Raw genomic sequence first — 19,178 nt, forward strand, 5'->3', positions numbered from 1 at the left:
GATGCACTCCTCCGTGTCGCCGGTCCGTGTCACCGGGCGGGTCCCGACCGGGTCCGCATCCCCGCGGATCCCATGCAGAGGATAAGGGGTGTGTCGATATTCGGGCAAGATGTGTATATTTTCCCTCAATGAGACCGGATGGCAGGAGGATTTTTCGTGAGGGCATTCCCGCGGGTGCTGTTCGATGAGGCACACAGTGAGTCGTGGACCATCCGGCGGGAGGTGGCCGAGGCCATGAACCCGGGCCATCCGGACGACAACAGCTACGCCCGCGCCGCCGAGCTGCTCCGCCGCCTGGGCCACACCGTCACCGCGCACACCGGGGACACCGTCGGAAGCACCGTCGGAAGCGCTGCCGGGAACGCCGCCGAGGGTGCGGACGGGAGCGCGGCGGGAGGCGCCGCCGGAGGCGGGGGCGCGATCACCCCGGCCGTCCTCGACGGCGCCGACGTGCTCGTGATCGCCCACCCCTCGGCCGGCCGCTGGGAGCGCACCACCGGCCTGGGCAGCCCGGTCTTCCCCGCCGAGGAGCTCGACGCGATCGAGACCTACGTCGCCGGGGGCGGCGGCCTCGTCGTGCTGGCCGAGTGCGAGCAGGACAAGTACGGCAGCAACCTCGCCGACCTCCTCGACGTCTTCGGCGTCCGCGTCGAGCACACCACCGTGCAGGACCCCCGCAACGCCCACAACGGCGTGGCCTCCTGGGTGATGGGCGTGCCCGGCGAGACCGGGGCGGAGGACCTCCTGGCCGGGGCCCACCGCGCCTGCTTCTACCGGGCGGGCGTCCTGTCCGCCGACCCCGGGCTCGCCCCCGGGGACGTCACCGTGCTCTTCTCGACCTCCCCGACCGCCGATCCGGCCGGCCGGCCGCTCGCGCTGGCCGTACGGCACGGCAGGGGGCGCGTCGTCGTGGTCGCCGACTCCGACCTGTTCGGCGACGACTCGATCGGCGAGTACGACCACGCCGCGCTCTGGGGCAACCTCGTCACCTGGGCCGCCCGGGTCCCCGAGCGGGCCGAGCGGATCGGCGGCGACGCCCGGGCCGCCTTCGCCGGGCTCAAGGACGCGGTGGAGCGGCTCCAGCCGCTGCAGGCCAAGGACGGCTCGATCGAGGGGGACCGCGACCTGGCCGTCGCGCTGATCTCCGAGATCGTCGACCGGATCACCGAGCTGGCGCCGCGCTTCCCGCACGACGCGGCCTACCTCGACGCGGTCGTCGCGGACTTCGGCAAGTGGGTCGCGCAGGGCCTCGGCGTCCCCGACTTCCTCGACTCGCTCGACGCCTTCCACCCCGACGCCCAGCGGATCGACGGCCTGGAGCACCTCGTCGTCTTCCCGATGTACACGCAGAACGGCAGCACCCGCCGGCACGTCGAGGCCGTCTGGATCCGGACCGTCTGGCCGCAGTGGCTCGCCGAGCTGGAGGGCGCCCGCTACGACAACCCGATGTTCGTGCCGATCGCCTTCGAGGACTTCACCTCCGGCTACGACACCGACTCCGCGGTGCTCTTCCCCGAGACCGTCGCGGTCCGCGAGACCCCGGCCCGCTTCACCTGGGGCGGCATCTTCTGCGACCGCGAGGCCGCCCGCTTCCGCCGGGTCGGCCGGGCCGCGGCCGACACGCTCAAGCTGGCCCTGCCGCCGGACGCGGCCCGGCTGCTGGAGTCGCAGGAGCTGGCCCAGGACACCTTCGTGCTCTGGGACCTGATCCACGACCGCACCCACAGCCACGGCGACCTGCCGTTCGACCCGTTCATGATCAAGCAGCGCATGCCGTACTGGCTCTACTCCCTGGAGGAGCTGCGCTGCGACCTGACCGCGTTCGGCGAGGCGGTGCGGCTGGAGGCCGAGGGCGTGCCGCACGCCCGGTACGTCCAGCACGCGATCCTGTTCGACCGGCTGTTCCGCTTCCCGATCACCGGCGGGCGGGTCCGCAACTACGACGGCCTCGGCGGCCAGCTGCTCTTCGCCTACCTGCACCGCAACGACGTCGTCCGGTGGACCGACAACCGGCTCAGCGTCGACTGGTCCCGGCTCGCCGACACCGTCGCCGACCTGCGCGGCGAGGTGGAGAAGCTCTACCGCGACGGCATCGACCGCTCCAAGCTCGCCCACTGGCTGGCCGCGCACGAGCTCGTCGCGGCCTACGTCGAGCCGCACCCGGCCTCGGTCTGGGCGAGGGGAGTGGACGCCCTGCCCACGGACGGTTTCCCGAAGGCGGTGGTGGACGCGGTGCTGCCCGACGAGTTCCCGCTGAGCATGTTCTACGAGGCGCTGCGCCGTAAGCTCGGCGAGGTCGTCGACTCCACGAAGGGGATCCGAGCATGATCATCGTCGTCGCGGGCGCGGCGGGCCCGGCGGGCCAGGCCGCCGTCCGCCGCTTCACCGCCCAGGGCCACACCGTCATCGGCGTCGACAAGTCCGGCGCCGACGGCACACTCGCGGTCGACCTGCTCGACTTCGAGGCCGTGCGCGGGCTCGCCGCGGACATCCGGGCCGAGCACGGCCGCGTCGACGGCCTGGTGCACCTGGTCGGCGGCTGGCGCGGGTCGAAGACCTTCGCCGAGACGAGGCTGGAGGACTGGGCGCTCCTGCACGACCTGCTGGTGCGCACCCTCCAGCACGTCACCCTGGCCTTCGAACCGCTGCTCAAGGAGAGCGCGCGCGGCCGGTTCGCGATCGTCTCCGCCAAGGCCGCCGAGCGGCCCACCCAGGGCAACGCGGCGTACGGCACCGCCAAGGCCGCCGCCGAGGCGTGGACCCTGGCCTTCGCCGACGCCCTGGAGGGGACCGGCGCGACCGCGAACATCCTGGTCGTCAAGGCGCTCGTGCACGAGGGCATGCGCGCCGCGGACCCCGACAGGAGGTTCCCCGGCTTCACCGACGTCGACGACCTCGCCGCGGCGATCGAGGGCCTGTGGGACACCGAGGCCAACGGCACCCGAATGGACCTGACGAAGTGACGGACGCGATAACGGGCGGAGCGGCGGGCGCGATGACGGACGCGATGACGGACGCGATGACGGACGCGATGACGGGCGCAACGGCCGGAACCGCGGACACCGCGGGAACCGCGCCGACCGGCCCGGAAGGCGCGCCGACCGGCGCCGTCCGCAGGCACGATCCGGCGGTGAAGGGCTTCGCCAGCGACAACTACGCCGGCGTGCACCCGGAGATCCTCGCCGCGATCGCGCTCGCCAACGGCGGGCACCAGACCGCCTACGGCGACGACGTCTACACCGAGGCGCTGCAGGAGGTCTTCCGCGCCCACTTCGGCCCGGCCGCCCAGGCCTGGCCGGTGTTCAACGGCACCGGCGCCAACGTGGTCGCGCTGCGCGCGATGACCGCGCACTGGGAGGCCGTGGTCTGCGCCGAGTCGGCGCACATCCACACCGACGAGGGCGGCGCGCCGGAGCGTACGGCCGGGCTCAAGCTGCTGCCCGTGGCCACCCCGGACGGCAAGCTCACCCCCGAGCTGATCGACCGGCAGGCCTGGGGCTTCGGCGACGAGCACCGCGCCCAGCCGAAGGTCGTCTCGATCACGCAGACGACCGAGCTGGGCACGCTCTACACGCCGGAGGAGATCAGGGCGATCTGCGAGCACGCCCACGGGCTCGGCATGCTCGTCCACCTCGACGGCGCCCGGATCACCAACGCCGCCGCCGCGCTGGACGTGCCGCTGCGCGCGTTCACCGCGGACGCCGGGGTGGACGTGCTCTCCTTCGGCGGCACCAAGGCCGGGATGATGTTCGGCGAGGCCGTCGTGGTGCTGAACCCGGACGCCGTGCGCGGTCTGCGCTACCTGCGCAAGACCGCGATGCAGCTGGCCTCCAAGATGCGGTTCGTCTCGGTGCAGTTCGAGGCGCTGCTCGCCGGGGACCTGTGGCTGCGCAACGCCCGCAACGCCAACGCGATGGCCCGGCGGCTCGCCGACGCGGTCCGGGACGTGCCCGGCGTGGAGATCCCGCGCCCGGTCGAGGCCAACGCGGTCTTCGCGATCCTGCCGCGGGACGCCACCGAGCGGCTGCAGAAGCGCTTCCGCTTCTACACCTGGAACGAGGCCACCGGCGAGGTCCGCTGGATGACCGCGTTCGACACCACCGAGGCCGACGTCGACGCCTTCGCCGCCGCCGTCGCCGAGGAGGTAGGATTCCCGGCATGAACCACCGCAGCCTGGGTCTGTGGCGGGCCGCCCTCCGGCGGACCCGCTAGCCAGCCCCGACTGCGCACACGAAAACGGCCGCCGTTCACCGGCGGCCTTTTCCTTTCCCTCCCCGCGGCCGGTGGTCCGGCGGTCCCTCACCGAGAAGGGGACCAACCATGACCAAGCGCGTCTTCTCCGCGTTCAAGCCGACCGGCCGGCTGACGCTCGGCAACTACCTCGGCGCGATCCTGCCCGCCGTACGGCTCCAGGACGAGGCCGACTGCGTCTACGCCGTCGCCGACCTGCACGCCCTGACGATCAGGCACGACCCCGGACGGCTGCGCGCCCGCACCCGCGAGGCGGCGACCCTGCTGCTCGCCTGCGGCCTGGACCGCTCCGGGGTCTACGTGCAGTCGCGGGTGCCCGCCCACACGGAGCTGGCCTACCTGCTGGAGAGCACCGCCCACTACGGCGAGATGCGCCGGATGATCCAGTTCAAGGAGAAGTCGGCGGGTCAGCGGGAGGTGCGCCTGTCCCTGCTGACCTACCCCGCGCTGATGGCCGCCGACATCCTGCTGCACCGGGCGGACCTCGTCCCGGTGGGGGAGGACCAGCGCCAGCACGTCGAGCTCACCCGGGACCTGGCCCTGCGCTTCAACCACCTGTACGGCGAGACCTTCACGGTCCCCGAGGCGGTGCACCCGCGCCTGGCCGCCCGCGTCATGGACCTGGCCGAGCCCACCGCCAAGATGGGCAAGTCCGACGGCTCCGACGCGGGGACGGTCCACCTGCTGGACGAGCCGGCCGAGGTCCGGCGCAAGATCATGCGTGCGGTCACCGACTCCGGCACGGAGGTCCGCCACGACCCGGAGGCGAAGCCGGGGGTGTCGAACCTGCTGACCCTGCTCGCCGCCTGCACCGGGCGGCCGGTCGAGTCGCTCTCCTACGCCTCGTACGGCGCGCTCAAGAAGGACGCGGCCGAGGCGGTCACCGAGACGCTGGCCCCGGTCCGGCGGCGCTTCGGCGAGCTCTCGGCCGACCCGGCGGAACTCGACCGGCTGCTGGAGGGGCACGCCGCCCGGGCGGCCGGGCGCGCCTCGGAGGTCGTGGCGGCCGCCCGCCGGGCGATGGGCCTGGCCTGAGAGAGGTCTCCGGCGGCCGCGTCCGGGCCCGCCCGGAGACCGGACGGCCGACCCGGCCCCGGGTACGGCCGCGGGCCCGTCCCGGGCGCGGCCGCACCCGGGACGGGACCGGCCCGAGGACCGGAGCGGGCCCCCGAGCGGGTGGGGCGCGTGGTCAGTGCTTGTGGCCCGTCTCCTGCTCGTACTGGGTGAGCTGCTGCTCCAGAGCCTTCATGAGCTCGAAGACCTGGCTCGGAGGGATGCGGATCCGGCTGACGATCCGGGTCGGCACGCTGACGAAGTGCTGGCCCGACGAGGGGTCGTTGGCCAGCTGGGGCGGTCTGGTGATCACCGCGAAGTCCAGGACGAAACCATCCTGGGTGTGCCACACCGAGGCGAAGTTGGCGTACTGCCCCATCTCGACCTCGGCGGAGATGCTCACCTCCAGGCGGTTCTCCGGCTCGTCGTTCACCACTTAAGTCTCCTCCGGCCAGATCGGTTCCGCCATGCCGCCCCGGCCGGAATCCGGCCGCGCAGGGAACGCGCTGACACTATTCACATGTACGCCTGACTCATTGCCGTATGGACGGCAGCGGCTGGGCACCCCGCTGCTTCAGCATGTCCTTCATCAGTTTGATCTCTCCGTCCTGCGTGTTCACGATGTGCCGCGCCATCGTGACCACCTCGTCACGATCGGAGAGCCTGATCAGGGCCTCCGCCATCTGCACGCCGCCCTCGTGGTGGCGGATCATGAGCTGGAGGAAGAGGATCTCCTGCTCCCTGCCGGCCGCCTTGCGGAGCCGGTCGAGCTCCGCCGCGCTCGCCATGCCGGGCATGGCGGCGGGGGCGCCGGCCGTACCGCCGTGCCCGTGACCGGCCATCCAGGCCATCGAGGGCCGCTCGGTCGCCTGGCCGAGCTCCCACTGCTGCAGCCAGCCCATGAACATGCCGCGCTGGGCGGTCTGCGTGACGATGATGTCGTAGGCGAGCAGGCGGAGCGCGTCGTCGGAACTGCCGTCCCTGGCGATGAACGACATCTCCACCGCCTGGGCGTGGTGGGAGGCCATGTCGCGGGCGAACCCGGCCTCGGCGGAGGCGTCGGTCGGCTCGCCGGTCCGGCCCAGGACGAGCACCGCGACGGCGAGCGCGACGAGGCAGGCCAGAGCCGCGGCGACGACCAGGCGCCGCCGGGGGTGCGGAGTGCTGCCGACGGGATTTTCCATTGCCCGCCAAGCCTACTCATCCCGGTCGGCCCTGCGTCCTCGCGTCCCTCGCATCCCTTATTCTCCACATACGCCACTAGGGCATAAGGTGACCCGGAGCTGGTTGCCGGGTGGAGGACTGATGTCAAAGGACAAGGCGCAGGCGCGGCGGGAGACGCTCGCCAGGATGCGCGCGGAGCAGAAGGCCAAGGAGCGCAAGACCGCTCTGATGATGTGGGGCGGCGGAGGCCTCGTCATCCTCCTGCTCGTCGGGCTGGTCGGCTTCTACCTGGTCGACCAGGCGGGCAAGACCTCGCTGGACGCGGTCACCAGCGCCAAGTACCCCGGCAGCCTCCACGTCCAGACCAAGGTCTCCTACAAGGAGAACCCGCCGATGGGCGGGGAGCACCATCCCGCCTGGCAGAACTGCGGGATCTACGACGCGCCGATCAACAACGAGAACGCCGTGCACTCGATGGAGCACGGCGCCGTGTGGATCACCTACCAGCCGGACCTGCCCAAGGACCAGGTGGACGTCCTCAAGGAGCTGGCCTCCAAGGACTACATGCTGCTGAGCCCGTACCCCGGCCTGCCCGCCAAGGTCGTGGTCAGCGCCTGGAACAAGCAGCTCAAGCTGGAGGGCGCGGACGACCCGCGCCTGCCCAAGTTCATCGCCAAGTTCAAGCAGGGACCCGAGACGCCCGAGCTGGGCGCCTCCTGCGACAGCGATGTGACCACCACGACCGCCGAGCAGCCGATCCCGACGGCCTCCCCGAGCCCGTCCGACCCGCCGCACGCGACCCCGACCGCGATCCCGTCGCCGAGCGCCACGCCCACGTCCTGACCCCGGCGGTCCCGGGCGGGATCAGGACCCCGGCCGGGAGCCCGCCCCGCCCCTCACCCTGCGCGACCGGCGGCCCCCTCGCGGGGCCGGCCGCCGGCCGCCCCTCCGGCGGCGGTCCGCCGCGGGCCGGAGCCGTCCGCCGGTGACCGGGGGACGGCAGGCGGGGGGCGGGTCGAGGAAGGAAGGGGGCCGGGGCGGAGGCGGTCCCCCCGGCCACAGGACGGCCACGGTGACGATCGCGGAGACCGTCAGCAGCGCGCCCGGCAGGACCTCCAGGAGCACGGCGAGCAACATGGGAACCTCCGGGTCTCGCCGTGCGCGGACGGGCACGGCGGTGTGGACGGAGGTCTTCCCGCACCCTCCCCGGAGGGGAGGGCCGCCCCGCCGGGTCTTCCCGGATCGGCGGGGACCGTGGTGACGGTCGGGGCGTCGGACGGCGGGTACTCCCCTCCGAGCTGTGCTTCCACTATCCGCCTCCCGGCGTACCTGGTCAAACACCCCGTGCGGAGGGACGGCCCCGAGGACCCCGGCCGCCGCCGGACGACCGGCCCCCGCGTTGACAACCTTCCGGCGTGCTCTAGCCTGGTGGCGAGGGGAGTACTTCCCAAGCGCCGGTCCGGTCAGTACGGACGCCCCAGAGCGTCCTCGGACGGCCGCCCGCTCCACGCGGGTGAAGGAGACCTCGAACGATCACGCACGTTCGAGGAGACCCCATGCCCGCTGAGGCACGCCTGCTCTCGGCCGACCTCGAGACGATCGGCACGCCGGGGATGTGGACGATCAGCGTCGTCGTCCTGCTGCTGCTGCTCGTCCTCGACTCCCTGCTGACCCGGCGCCCGCACGAGGTGCGGATGCGCGAGGCGGTGGGCTGGTCGGTCTTCTACCTGGTGCTGCCCCTCGTCTTCGGTGTCTACCTCTGGGTGGACCACGGCTCCACCGTGTCGGTGGAGTTCTTCACCGGCTACGTGGTGGAGAAGTCGCTGTCGGTGGACAACCTGTTCGTCTTCATGCTGCTGCTGGCCGCCTTCGCGGTCCCGGCTGCCCTGGCCCAGCGGGTCCTGCTGTACGGCATCGTCGGGGCGCTGGTGCTGCGCGTGATCTTCATCGCGCTCGGGGCGGCCGTCCTGCAGAGCGGCACCTGGGCGTTCCTGCTCTTCGGCGGGGTGCTGATCGTCACCGCCGTGAAGATCCTCAGAGACGCGCTGGGCGGGCACGAGCAGGAGGTAGACATCTCCTCCATGCGCACGGTCCGGCTGCTGCGCCGCTTCATGCCGGTCACCAGCGACTACCGGGGCTTCCGGATGGTGGTCCGGGAGGGAGGCCGCCGTGCCCTCACCCCGCTCGCACTGGCCGTCGTGGCCGTCTTCGCCACCGACATCGTCTTCGCCGTCGACTCGGTGCCCGCGGTGTACGGCGTGACGGAGGATCCGTACATCGTCTTCGCCACGAACGCCTTCGCCCTGCTGGGCCTGCGGGCGCTCTACTTCGTCCTGCAGGGCGTCCTGACGAAGCTGCGGCACCTCAACCACGGGCTCAGCATCATCCTGGCCTTCATCGGGGTCAAGCTCATCCTGCACTGGGCGCACGGCATCTGGACGTGGCTCCCGGAGATCCCCACCCTGGTCTCGCTGGGGGTCATCATCGGTGTCCTGGCCACGGTCACGGCCACGAGCGTGTACGCCAACCGCCGCGACGACCGCCGCGACCCGGACTCGGTGTCCTCGCCCGCCGGGCGCTGACCGCGCGGCGGCGGCCCGCAGGGGGCCGCCGGAACCGTCAGGGCAGACGGGGTGTCAAGGGAGGAGGATCCGCTCCAGAGGCACCGCCTCCAGCCCGTGCGCCTCGGCCACGGGGCGGTTGGTCAGGTGCCCCTCGTGCGTGTTCAGGCCCAGCGCCAGCGACGGGTCGCGGCGCAGGGCCTCCCGCCAGCCCAGCTCCGCGATGGACAGGGCGTAGGGCAGGGTCACGTTGGTCAGCGCGTGGGTCGAGGTGTGCGGGACCGCGCCGGGCATGTTGGCCACGCAGTAGAACACCGAGTCGTGCACGTGGTAGGTGGGGTCGGCGTGGGTCGTCGGCCGGGAGTCCTCGAAGCAGCCGCCCTGGTCGATGGAGATGTCCACCAGGACCGAGCCGGGCCTCATCCGGCTGACGAGGTCGTTGCTGACCAGGGTGGGGGCCTTCGCGCCGGGCACCAGCACGGCGCCGATGACCAGGTCGGCGTCCAGGACGGCGCGCTCGATCTCGTACATGTTCGAGGCGACCGTACGGCAGTGCCCCCGGTAGACGGCGTCGGCCTGGCGGAGCCGGTCGATGCTCCTGTCCAGCAGCACCACCTCGGCGTGCATGCCCAGCGCGATGACGGCGGCGTTCATGCCGGACACCCCCGCGCCGATCACCACCACCCTGGCCGCGTGCACGCCCGGCACCCCGCCCATGAGCACGCCGCGCCCGCCGCCCTGCCGCATCAGGTGGTAGGCCCCGACCTGCGGGGCGAGCCGGCCCGCCACCTCCGACATCGGCGCCAGCAGCGGCAGGCGGCCGTCGGGGGTCTGCACGGTCTCGTAGGCGACGCCCGTGACCCCGGCGTCCAGCATGGCGCGGGTGCAGCCCTCGGAGGCCGCCAGGTGCAGGTAGGTGAACAGCACCTGTCCCTTGCGCATCCGGTGGTACTCCTCGGGGACGGGCTCCTTCACCTTCAGGACGAGCTCGCCCTCCGCCCACACCTCGTCGGCCGAGTCCAGGATGGTCGCGCCGGCGCGCTCGAAGGAGGAGTCCGGGATGGACGACCCGGCCCCGGCGTCCTTCTCCACGAAGACCCGGTGGCCCTGCCGGACGAACTCATGGGCTCCGGCCGGGGTGAGCGCCACGCGGTACTCGTGGTTCTTGACCTCTCGGGGAACTGCGATCCTCACGACTCCTCCAGGGGTTCGCCGCCTGCGGTCCTCCTTCACTTTGCGTTCCCGGGGAAAAGGCCACCATGCCCATGATGGAAGGAATCAACCGGTGTTGACGACAATCTGTCAGCGGCCGCAGCTCATCGTGTTTCTCGAACCGGCCTTTACCGGTTGATTACGCACTCGCTGTGGAGATCGGTAGGCTCACGCCAGCACACGTGGAGAACGCGGGGATATGACGATGGGGAAGCACTCGGGACCCGGCGCGACGCCGGAGCCGCAGGGACCTCCACCGGCTCCGTCCGGCCCGCCGGCCCCCGGAGCCGGGCCGGCCTCCGGAACGGCCCCCGGCCCGGCGCGGACCGGGGCGTTCCCCGGCGGCGGCGCGTTCCCCGGTCCGAACTCCGGCCCGCCGCAGCCGGGCGCGGCTCCCGGGCGGACTCCCGGAGCGGCCTCCGGGGGCGCCGGGCCCGGAACGGTCCCCGGACGGGCGCCCGGAGTGCCGGGCGGGCCGAGGGCCAGCCGGGCCACCACCGCCGTCCTCGTCGTCGCGCTGGTCCTCGTGGTGCTGACCACCGGCGTGCTCGCCACCATCGCGGTGCTCATGACCCGCAACCCCGGTGTGCCGCTGGGCGCCCCGCCGCCGCAGCGGCTGCCGGCGCCCATCCACTTCGCCCCGGTCACCGCCGCGCAGTCGGGACCGTGCACGACCCCCGAGGGCGTCCCCGACGAGGCCGGGCAGGTCTGCTACGAGGTCGCCGCAGGGGTCGACGTGACCGCCGTCCGGGGGATCGACGCGGTCCGGGGGGGCGACGGCTTCTACGCGGTCCGGATCACCTTCGCGCCCGCGTTCCGCGACCGGATCAACAGCCTGACCGAGGAGGCGGTCGACCAGCAGATCGCCATCGTCGTCGGCGGGAGGGTCCTGGCGGCCCCCCGGGTCGGCGAGGTGATCACCGAGGACAGCATGCAGATCGCCGGCTCCTTCACCAGGGAGCAGGCCGAGGCGATGGTCGCCCGGCTGCGCGGCACCCCGGCGGGCACGTCCCCGCCGCCCGCCACCCCGCCGACGACCGCGCCGACCGGCGCACCGGCCACCACCCCGCCCCCCACCGGTCCCACCGGGACGAATCCGACCGGCTTCGGGCCGACCGGTGCCCCGGCCGCGACGAACCCGGCGGCCACCGCGCCCGCCACCCCTCCGGCCAGCGCGCCCGCCACCGGCACGACGGCCCCGGCCGGCCGGGCCACCACGGCTCCCGCCGCCGCCCCCTCCGGCCGGACCGGGGCGGACCGGGCGGGAGCGGGCGGCACGGACCGCAGGTTCGGCACCTGCCGGGAGGCGACCGAGGCCGGCTACGGTCCGTACTTCAAGGAGAGCGACCCGGAGTACGCCTGGTACGCCGACGGGGACGGGGACGGCGTCGCCTGCGACAGCGACCGCCCCTGACAGCCCGTCCACCGTCGGGCGGCGGCCCGCCGCAAGACGTCGGCCGCCGCGCTCACCGCCCACCACAAGACGTCCACCGCAAGACGTCCACCGCAAGACGCCCGCCGTCCTCGGCCACCGTCTTCGGCCGTCGTCTTCGGCCGCCGCCGGTCCGCCGGCCCCGGCCTCGGTCAGGCGATGACCTGCTCGACGGCGCCGATGCCGAAATACACCGTGAAGACCAGCGTGACCACCCAGAGCAGCCACGGGATCTCCCGGCCCCGGCCGAGCGCCGCCTGGATCACCGTGTAGGAGATCACGCCCGCGCCGACGCCGTTGGTGATGCCGTAGGTGAACGGCATGATGGCGATCGTCAGGAAGGCCGGGATCGCCAGGGACAGGTCGTCCCAGGGCACGTTCTTGGCCTGGGTCATCATCAGCGCCCCGACCAGCACGAGCGCGGGCGCCGCCGCCGCGGCCGGGACGACCGTCGCGAGCGGGGTGAACAGCAGCGACAGCGTGAACAGGCCGCCGGTGGCCAGGGCGGCCAGACCGGTCCTGGCGCCTTCGCCGACCCCGGCCGCCGACTCGACGAAGACCGTCCCGGCCGAGGCCCCGGCGAGCCCGCCGATCGCGCCGGACACGCCGTCCACCGTCAGGATGGCGCCCAGCCGGGGGACGCGGCCCCGCTCGTCCACCAGCCCGGCCTCGTCGCTGACGCCGATGATGGTCCCCATCGCGTCGAAGAAACCGGACAGCACGAGCGTGAACAGCACGACCGTGGCGGTCACCGCCCCGGCCCGGGCGAACCCGCCGAACAGGTCCACCTGCCCGAGGAGCCCGAAGTCCGGGGCCGAGACCACCGCCTCCGGCAACCGGGGCACCACGACGCCCCAGCTCGCCGGGTCGACCCTCGCCACCGAGTCCACCGCGACCGCGGCCAGCGCGGTGACCACGATGGCGATCAGGATGGCCGCCGGGACCCGGCGCACGTAGAGCACGACCATCAGCAGCAACCCCAGGCAGAACAGCGCCACCGGCCAGCCCGACAGGTGCCCGGCCGTGCCCAGCTGCACGGGCGTGCCGGTGCCGGGAGCGACGAACCCGGCGTCGACCAGGCCGATCAGCGCGATGAACATGCCGATGCCCACGCTGATCGCGTGCTTGAGCGCGAGCGGGATGGCGTTCATGATGAGCTGCCGGAGCCCCGAGACGGCCAGCAGCACGATCACCAGGCCCTCCAGCACGACCAGCCCCATGGCCTGCGCCCAGGTCATGTGCGGCGCGGCCTGGTAGGCGACCACCGCGTTCAGCCCCAGCCCCGTCGCCAGGCCGAACGGCGCGTTGCCGGCCACGGCCATCAGCAGGGTGCTCACCGCCGCGGTCAGGATGGTGGCCGTGGTGAGCTGCGGCACCGACAGGCGCGCCCCCGTGACGTCGGCGGCGCCGCCCAGGATGATCGGGTTGAGCAGGACGATGTAGGCCATCGCCATGAACGTGGTGACACCGCCCCGGACCTCCCGGCCGACCGTCGTCCCGCGCGCCGACAGCTCGAAGAAGCGATCCACCGGTCCCCCCTCTCAACGGCGGGGGACGCCCGCTTCCTACCCGCTCAGCGCGATGTCATGGGGGCGGATCGGCACCCGGGGCAGGTCCAGCCCGGTCGCGGCCCGCACGGCCGCGGCCACCGCCGGGGTCGACGAGAGCGTGGGCGGCTCGCCCGCGCCCCGCAGGCCGTACGGCGCGTGCGGGTCGGGGTTCTCCAGGATCGAGACCCGCATCGGCGGCATGTCCAGGACGGTGGGGATCAGGTAGTCGGTGAACGACGGGTTCAGCACCCGCCCGCCCGCGACCTGGATCTCCTCCATCAGCGCCAGGCCGAGCCCCTGCGCCGAACCGCCGTGGATCTGCCCCTCCAGCGCGAGCCGGTTCAGCACCCGGCCCACGTCCTGCACGGCCGCCAGTTCCACCACCTTGACCAGGCCGAGCTCGGTGTCGACGTCGACGACCGCCCGGTGCACGCACAGTGCGAGCTGCGTGTGGGAGTCGCCCTGCCCGGTGACCGGGTCCATCGGGAACGTCGGCCGGTGGCGGTACTCGCGCGTCTCCTCCACCGGGCCGTGCCGCTCCAGCGCCTCGGCGAGCGGGACCCCGCCGGCGCACAGCTCCTCCAGCCGGTCCCGCACGGCCCGGCAGGCCGCCCTGACCGCGCCCCCGGTGACGTAGGACTGCCGGGAGGCCGACGACGACCCCGCGGAGCCGACCGAGGTGTCGGCCCCGGCGACCGTCACCCGGCCGACGCCCAGACCGCCCAGCTCGGTGCGGGCGACCTGCTCCTGGACCATGACCAGCCCCTGGCCGACCTCCGCCGCCGCGGTGTGCACCAGCGCGTGCGGCTCGCCGCCGAGCAGCTCCACCCGGACCCGGGCGGTGGAGTGGTCGTCGAAGCCCTCGGAGAAGCAGATGTTCTTGATGCCGACGCCGTACCCGACGCCGCGCCGCACCCCCTCGCCGCGGGTGGTCCGCCCCGCGCCGCCCGGCAGGTCCAGCAGGCCGCCCGCCGGCTCCGGGGGCAGCGGCATCGCGGCGAGCTCGCGGAGCATCCCGGCGAGCGGCGCGGGGGAGTCGACGACCTGCCCGGTGGCCAGCCGCGACCCCTGGGAGACGGCGTTGCGGACCCTGATCTCCACCGGGTCGAGGCCGCACGCCTCGGCCAGCCGGTCCATCTGCGACTCGTAGGCGTAGCAGGCCTGCACCGCGCCGAAGCCGCGCATCGCCCCGCAGGGCGGGTTGTTGGTGTAGACGCCGTAGGCGTCGAGGCGGACGTTCGGCACCTCGTACGGCCCGACCCCGAGCGAGGCGGCGTTGCCCACCACGGCGCGGGAGGAGGAGCAGTACGCGCCGCCGTCGAGCAGGATCTCCGCCTTCACGTAGAGCAGCCTCCCGTCGCGGGTCGCGCCGTGCTCGTAGCGCATCCGGGCCGGGTGCCGGTGCACGTGGCCGAAGAACGACTCCTCGCGGTGGTAGACCATCTTGACGGGCCGGCCGGTGCGCAGCGCCAGCATGCACGCGTGGATCTGCATGGACAGGTCCTCCCGGGCGCCGAACGCGCCGCCCACGCCGGCCAGCGAGAGCCGTACCCTCTCCGGCGGCAGCCCCAGGCACGGCGCGATCTGGTCGCGGTCCGCGTGCAGCCACTGGGTCGCGACGAACAGGTCCACCCCGCCGTCCTCGGCGGGCACGGCCAGGCCGGACTCGGGGCCGAGGAAGGCCTGGTCCTGCATGCCCACCTCGTACTCGCCGGCGACCACGACGGGGGCGGTGAGGTCCGCGGCGTCGTCGAGCCCGGCGCCGACCCGGACCGGCTGGTGGCGGAGCACGTTGCCCTGCTCGTGAACCTTCGGGCAGTCCGGGTCGAAGGCGGCCCGGCGCGGGTCGGTCACCGCCTCGCGGACCTCGTACTCCACGACGATCGCCGCGGCGGCCCGCCGGGCCCGCTCGGGGTGGTCGGCGGCCACCAGCGCGACCGGCTCGCCCTGGTAGCGGACCCGGTCGATCGCGAGCACCGGCTGGTCCCGGTGCTCCAGGCCGTAGTACTTCTCGCCCGGCACGTCCTCGCAGGTGAGCACGGCCAGCACGCCCGGCATGGCCAGGGCGGGACCGACGTCGACCGACCGGATCCACGCCGACGGGTGCGGGCTGCGCAGGGTCACACCCCAGACCATGTCCGCCAGGTACAGGTCGGAGGAGTAGGCGAACTCACCGGTCACCTTCAGCGTCCCGTCGGGCCGCAGCAGGCTCTCCCCGATGCCCGGGCTCTGCCGTGTCTCGATCTCGCTCACGACCTCAGTACATCAGCGCAGCTCAGAGCCGGTCCATGGCAGATAACGCGGAACGCGGGGCCCCGCGGCTGGCGACTGTTGCGGTCGTCACCGGGCGAGGCGCAGCCGCTCCGGGTCCCCGGCCTGCGGCGGCCCGGCCCGCCGGGGGGAGGACCTCCGGGCCTCCTCGATGGCCGCGTGCTCGGCCAGCGCCTTCTTCTCGGTGTTGGAGTCCCGCAGCCCTCGGGAGGTCTCCACGGCCTGCCACGCGTGAGCTGCCGCCTGGTCGAGCTCACCGAGGAGGCGGCAGGAACGGGCGAGCCCGAGCAGGAGGTAGGACTCCATCGCCACCATCCTGATCGTGCGGACGCAGTCCAGGGCGTCGGTGAAGGCCGACTTGGCCAGGGCCGGTTCGCCCCGGCTGAGGTGGAGCTCGCCGAGCGCCTCCAGCTCGGAGCCCTGCTGGTAGACGTTGCCGTCCCGCCGGGACAGGGACAGGGACTTCTCCAGTACGGCCAGCGCCTGGTCGAAGCGGCCCAGCCGGTGGTAGGCCTCGCCGATGATGCCCAGCGCGTAGTACTCGCCCGACGAGTGGCCGATCCTCCTGGCGATCACGCGCTGCGCCTCGGCGTGGCCGACGGCCTCCTCGTAGCGCCCCATCTCGAAGCAGGACCTGGCGAGGCCGCCGAGCGCGCGCTGCTCGCCGTGGGCGTTGCCCAGCTCGCGGCTGATCGCCAGATGCCGCTCGAAGTGGGCGACGGACTCCGGTAGCTGGAGCCGCGCGCAGAGCGCGACACCCGTGTGATTGTGCGCGAGCGCTTCGATGGAGCGGTCGCCCAGCCTCCTCGCGGCCTCCAGCATCCGCTGGTTCACCGTGAGCATGTACGACACGTGATGGCCGTAGAGCAGATGCCAGTGGAGCCTGATGGCCAGGGCGGCCCCCAGGCGCACGGTCCGCTCACCCGGGGACGCCATGGCCTGGGAGGCGGCGGACAGGAGGTTGGCCCGTTCCTCCTCCATCCATTCGTAGGCCTGCTCACGCGAGGTGAGGGGAGCGGGAACGGCGTGGAGGTCGATCTCCGGCAGCCCGTGGGAGGGATAGCGGAGCAGGGTCCCGGCCAGGACCGCCGTCGCGGTGTAGAAGTCGAGGACCCGGTTCAGCGCGGCGGTGGTCTCCTCCGGGTCCTGCAGGGCGGCCCGCTCGCGGGCGAAGAGCCGCACCAGGTCGTGCAGACGGTATCTCCCCGGCTCGTCGCACTCGGCCAGATGCGCGTCCACCAGCCGCTCCATCGCCCGCTCCGCCTCTTCGGCGGGTCCGCCGAGCAGAGCCGCGACCATGAGGGGGGTCACGTCGGCCACCTGCAGCACGCCGAGCATGCGCAGGGTCCGCGCGGCCAGCCGGTCGAGCGGGTGCGCACCGCCCGCCAGCAGGTCGTAACTGACCGCCAGGCTGGAGCGGACCGCCAGGTCGCCCGCCTCCAGCTCGTGCAGCCGCCGCCGCTCGTCCTCCAGGCGCTCCACCAGGTCGGCCACCGTCCAGCGCGGCCGGTTCGCCAGCCGGGCCCCCGCGATGCCCACGGCCAGGGGCAGCCGCCCGCAGAGCTCGATCAGCCGTCCCGTCGCCCGGACGTCCTCGGCGGCCCGCCCGGCACCGATCAGCTTCGCGAACATGGCCGAGGCCTCGGTCCGGAGCAGCTCGCCGATCCGCACCCGCGCGCAGTCGTCGACCAGGGCGAAGCTCTCCCGGCTGGTGACCAGGATCGCGCTCCCCACCGGGACCGAGAGCAACGGGCGGATCTGGGCCAGGTCGGCGGCGTCGTCCAGCACCACGAGGACCCTCCGCCCGTCGAGCCTGGTCCGCCAGAGGGCCGCCGCCCCGTCCACGTCGTCGGGTACGGCCTGCGGGGAGACCCCCAGGTCGCGGAGGAACCGGCCGAGCACCTCCAGCGGCTCCAGCCGTCGGAGGCCGGGCGTGGCCCCGTGCAGGTTGGTGTAGAGCCACCCGTCGGGGAAGTCGCGGCCGACCGCGTGCGCGGCCCGGACGGCCAGCGCCGACTTGCCCGACCCGGGTGGCCCGGTGATCGCGACCACGTGGTGCGGCGGGCCGCCGTCCCAGGGGGCGAGCAGGGAGCGCAGCCGGACGAGCTCCTCGGCGCGCCCGACGAAACCGGCGAGATCACGCGGTAGCTGCCGCGGTGGCGCCGGACGGGGCTCGGCCGGCCGCGAGGCGCGGTCCGAGGCGGGCGGGGCCGGGCCGGAGCCGGAGGTGAGGATGCGCCGGTGGAGCTCCTGGATGTCCCGGCCCGGGTCCAGGCCGGTCTCCGTCACGAGCGCCTTCCTGAACCGCTGGTAGGCGTCGAGCGCACCGGCCCGGTCCCCCGACCGGTGCAGGCCCAGCATGAGCTGCCGCTGGAGCCGCTCCCGGAGCGGATGGCCGGCGGCCGCCGCGCGCAGCCGGGAGACGGCCTCCGCGTTCCTGCCGAGATGGAGCTGGAGCTCCGCGAGCTCCTCGAGGACGGAGAGCCGCTCCTCCGTGAGGTGATCGGCGGCCCGGTCCAGCACACGGCTCCCCCCGGCGTCCTGGAGGGCGTCGCCCCGCCACAGGCCGAGAGCCTGCTCGAAGCACCGGCACGCGGTCTCCAGGTCCCCTTCACGGGCCGCTCGCCTGCCGCGCCGTACGAGGTCCTGGAAGACGAGGACGTCGAGCTCGTCCGGCCGGAGCGTGATGAGGTATCCCGCGCCGTGCGTCGTGATCGGCGCGGAGCGCGGATCGTCGGGGGAGAGCAGCTTGCGCAGCGTGTGGACGTAGGTCTTGAGGTTCTGCTCGGCCGACGGCGGAGGGGCCGCATCCCACAGGGACTCCGTGAGGTGGCCGCCGGAGACGGGGGTGTTGGCCCTGAGCAGGAGCGCCGCCAGGAGTTGCCGGTGCTTGCGGCGCCGGACGGGGACGAACCCCCCGTCGGCGTGGCGCACCGTCAGGACGCCCAGTACCGAAAATCTCACCGACGAGTCCCCATCCCATTGGCGCCCGGGCCGTCCCCGGTGTTCCCATGAGCTTCAGGCGGAGGATGATATTTGATCGTCCGCTTAATTCACCAGGTTGGCCAATTGCATCGGTCTGTAATGTACCGGTGGTGTACCGGCGGTTAATTGAATGGCTTTCCGGTCCGTGATCCGCGCTCGGACGCGTCTCCGTCGCCGGCCGCGCTCATTGTCCGTTCGCCCCGCGCCCCGGACGGCTCTGTCACCGGCTTTCCGCAGGATGATGCGCCGGACGTCCCCCGGAAGCAGTGCGGGGAATTCCTCGGAGAAGACGCGGGGTCCGCGGAAAGAGGGCTCCGCGACACATCGTCCCGATGGTGCGGCGGGAAAATCCGGCCGTCCGGAGGATTTCAGCGGGCGAATGGCGTCACGCTCTTGTACCGGACCGCGAAGTGTGATTTTCTCGCGCCATGCCGCTGTCGTCGCGGGGCGACGACGGGCGGATCGGGCGACAACGGGGGTGGATCATCTATGTGGGGTGGACGCTCGGCGCGTCCCGGTTTGGGGGTGCGGAACGCATATGCCGAGCGTCCGGGCGCACACGTCGGCGCGCACCGACGTGTGCCGCTACGACGGGTCATCGCGGTCGACCTGTCGTTATGAACGAGCTGCGGCCTGCTACTCGGCGTGCGGAGCCGGGCCGTACTGGACTACGATTTTCTTCTCCGCGGGGGCGGACGA

General features: G+C 73.1%; 13 protein-coding genes. 7 read left to right on the forward strand and 6 right to left on the reverse strand.

Annotated elements, in window-relative coordinates; genetic code table 11:
* Positions 1–156 precede the first annotated feature (156 nt).
* The 4 genes from IEZ07_RS00930 to trpS all read left to right on the forward strand — a co-directional run bounded on the left by IEZ07_RS00930 (position 157) and on the right by trpS (position 5,286).
* A complete protein-coding gene (locus tag IEZ07_RS00930; protein WP_191893038.1) occupies positions 157–2,328 on the forward strand; it encodes a DUF6421 family protein in 2,172 nt (723 codons plus the stop codon).
* A complete protein-coding gene (locus IEZ07_RS00935) occupies positions 2,325–2,963 on the forward strand; it encodes an SDR family NAD(P)-dependent oxidoreductase (protein ID WP_191893039.1) in 639 nt (212 codons plus the stop codon). Before IEZ07_RS00930 ends, IEZ07_RS00935 begins: the two co-directional genes overlap by 4 nt.
* Positions 2,960–4,162, forward strand: coding sequence for a threonine aldolase family protein (locus IEZ07_RS00940; protein ID WP_301549295.1), 1,203 nt, complete (start codon positions 2,960–2,962; stop codon positions 4,160–4,162). The genes IEZ07_RS00935 and IEZ07_RS00940 overlap by 4 nt, the downstream gene beginning before the upstream one ends.
* Before the next feature lie 158 nt (positions 4,163–4,320).
* Positions 4,321–5,286: a tryptophan--tRNA ligase gene (gene trpS / locus IEZ07_RS00945; RefSeq protein ID WP_191893040.1), complete on the forward strand. Its 966-nt coding sequence runs from the start codon at positions 4,321–4,323 to the stop codon at positions 5,284–5,286.
* 154 nt (positions 5,287–5,440) lie between these two features.
* Here the strand turns inward: trpS and IEZ07_RS00950 are convergent, their stop codons facing one another.
* Positions 5,441–5,740: a DUF3467 domain-containing protein gene (locus IEZ07_RS00950; RefSeq protein WP_196452586.1), complete on the reverse strand. Its 300-nt coding sequence runs from the start codon at positions 5,738–5,740 to the stop codon at positions 5,441–5,443.
* 97 nt (positions 5,741–5,837) lie between these two features.
* Positions 5,838–6,488, reverse strand: coding sequence for a DUF305 domain-containing protein (locus IEZ07_RS00955; RefSeq protein WP_191893041.1), 651 nt, complete (start codon positions 6,486–6,488; stop codon positions 5,838–5,840).
* Between the two features lie 121 nt (positions 6,489–6,609).
* Here IEZ07_RS00955 and IEZ07_RS00960 point away from each other — a divergent pair, with 121 nt between their 5' ends.
* Both IEZ07_RS00960 and IEZ07_RS00965 read left to right on the forward strand, forming a co-directional pair.
* A complete protein-coding gene (locus IEZ07_RS00960; RefSeq protein WP_191893042.1) occupies positions 6,610–7,311 on the forward strand; it encodes a thioredoxin-like domain-containing protein in 702 nt (233 codons plus the stop codon).
* 713 nt (positions 7,312–8,024) lie between these two features.
* Positions 8,025–9,050, forward strand: a complete 1,026-nt coding sequence (locus IEZ07_RS00965; protein WP_191893043.1) for a TerC/Alx family metal homeostasis membrane protein — start codon at positions 8,025–8,027, stop codon at positions 9,048–9,050.
* Positions 9,051–9,104: 54 nt separating this feature from the next.
* On the opposite strand, the gene ald is transcribed toward IEZ07_RS00965, so the two are convergent.
* Positions 9,105–10,223 (reverse strand): alanine dehydrogenase, encoded by a 1,119-nt coding sequence (gene ald / locus IEZ07_RS00970; RefSeq protein WP_191893044.1) that lies wholly within the window; start codon positions 10,221–10,223, stop codon positions 9,105–9,107.
* A 481-nt stretch (positions 10,224–10,704) separates the two neighbouring features.
* Between ald and IEZ07_RS00975 the strand changes: the two genes are divergently transcribed.
* Positions 10,705–11,655 (forward strand): excalibur calcium-binding domain-containing protein, encoded by a 951-nt coding sequence (locus tag IEZ07_RS00975; RefSeq protein WP_191893045.1) that lies wholly within the window; start codon positions 10,705–10,707, stop codon positions 11,653–11,655.
* 170 nt (positions 11,656–11,825) lie between these two features.
* On the opposite strand, the gene IEZ07_RS00980 is transcribed toward IEZ07_RS00975, so the two are convergent.
* The 3 genes from IEZ07_RS00980 to IEZ07_RS00990 form a co-directional block, all read right to left on the reverse strand.
* Positions 11,826–13,202, reverse strand: a complete 1,377-nt coding sequence (locus IEZ07_RS00980; protein ID WP_191893046.1) for an NCS2 family permease — start codon at positions 13,200–13,202, stop codon at positions 11,826–11,828.
* Between the two features lie 36 nt (positions 13,203–13,238).
* A complete protein-coding gene (locus IEZ07_RS00985) occupies positions 13,239–15,476 on the reverse strand; it encodes a molybdopterin cofactor-binding domain-containing protein (RefSeq protein ID WP_204054205.1) in 2,238 nt (745 codons plus the stop codon).
* A gap of 87 nt (positions 15,477–15,563) precedes the next feature.
* Positions 15,564–18,458 carry an AfsR/SARP family transcriptional regulator gene (locus tag IEZ07_RS00990; RefSeq protein ID WP_191893047.1) on the reverse strand — a complete coding sequence of 965 codons (2,895 nt, stop codon included), beginning with the start codon at positions 18,456–18,458 and terminating at the stop codon, positions 15,564–15,566.
* Positions 18,459–19,178: the final 720 nt, after the last annotated feature.

The sequence above is a fragment of the Planomonospora parontospora genome (assembly GCA_014647935.1).
Taxonomy (GTDB): Bacteria; Actinomycetota; Actinomycetes; order Streptosporangiales; family Streptosporangiaceae; genus Planomonospora; species Planomonospora parontospora.

Coding starts and splice junctions, on each gene's coding strand:
- IEZ07_RS00935 (WP_191893039.1), top strand. CDS start 2,325: ATGATCATCGTCGTCGCGGGCGCGGCGGGCCCGGCGGGCCAGGCCGCC.
- trpS (WP_191893040.1), top strand. CDS start 4,321: ATGACCAAGCGCGTCTTCTCCGCGTTCAAGCCGACCGGCCGGCTGACG.
- IEZ07_RS00955 (WP_191893041.1), bottom strand. CDS start 6,488: ATGGAAAATCCCGTCGGCAGCACTCCGCACCCCCGGCGGCGCCTGGTC.
- IEZ07_RS00960 (WP_191893042.1), top strand. CDS start 6,610: ATGTCAAAGGACAAGGCGCAGGCGCGGCGGGAGACGCTCGCCAGGATG.
- IEZ07_RS00965 (WP_191893043.1), top strand. CDS start 8,025: ATGCCCGCTGAGGCACGCCTGCTCTCGGCCGACCTCGAGACGATCGGC.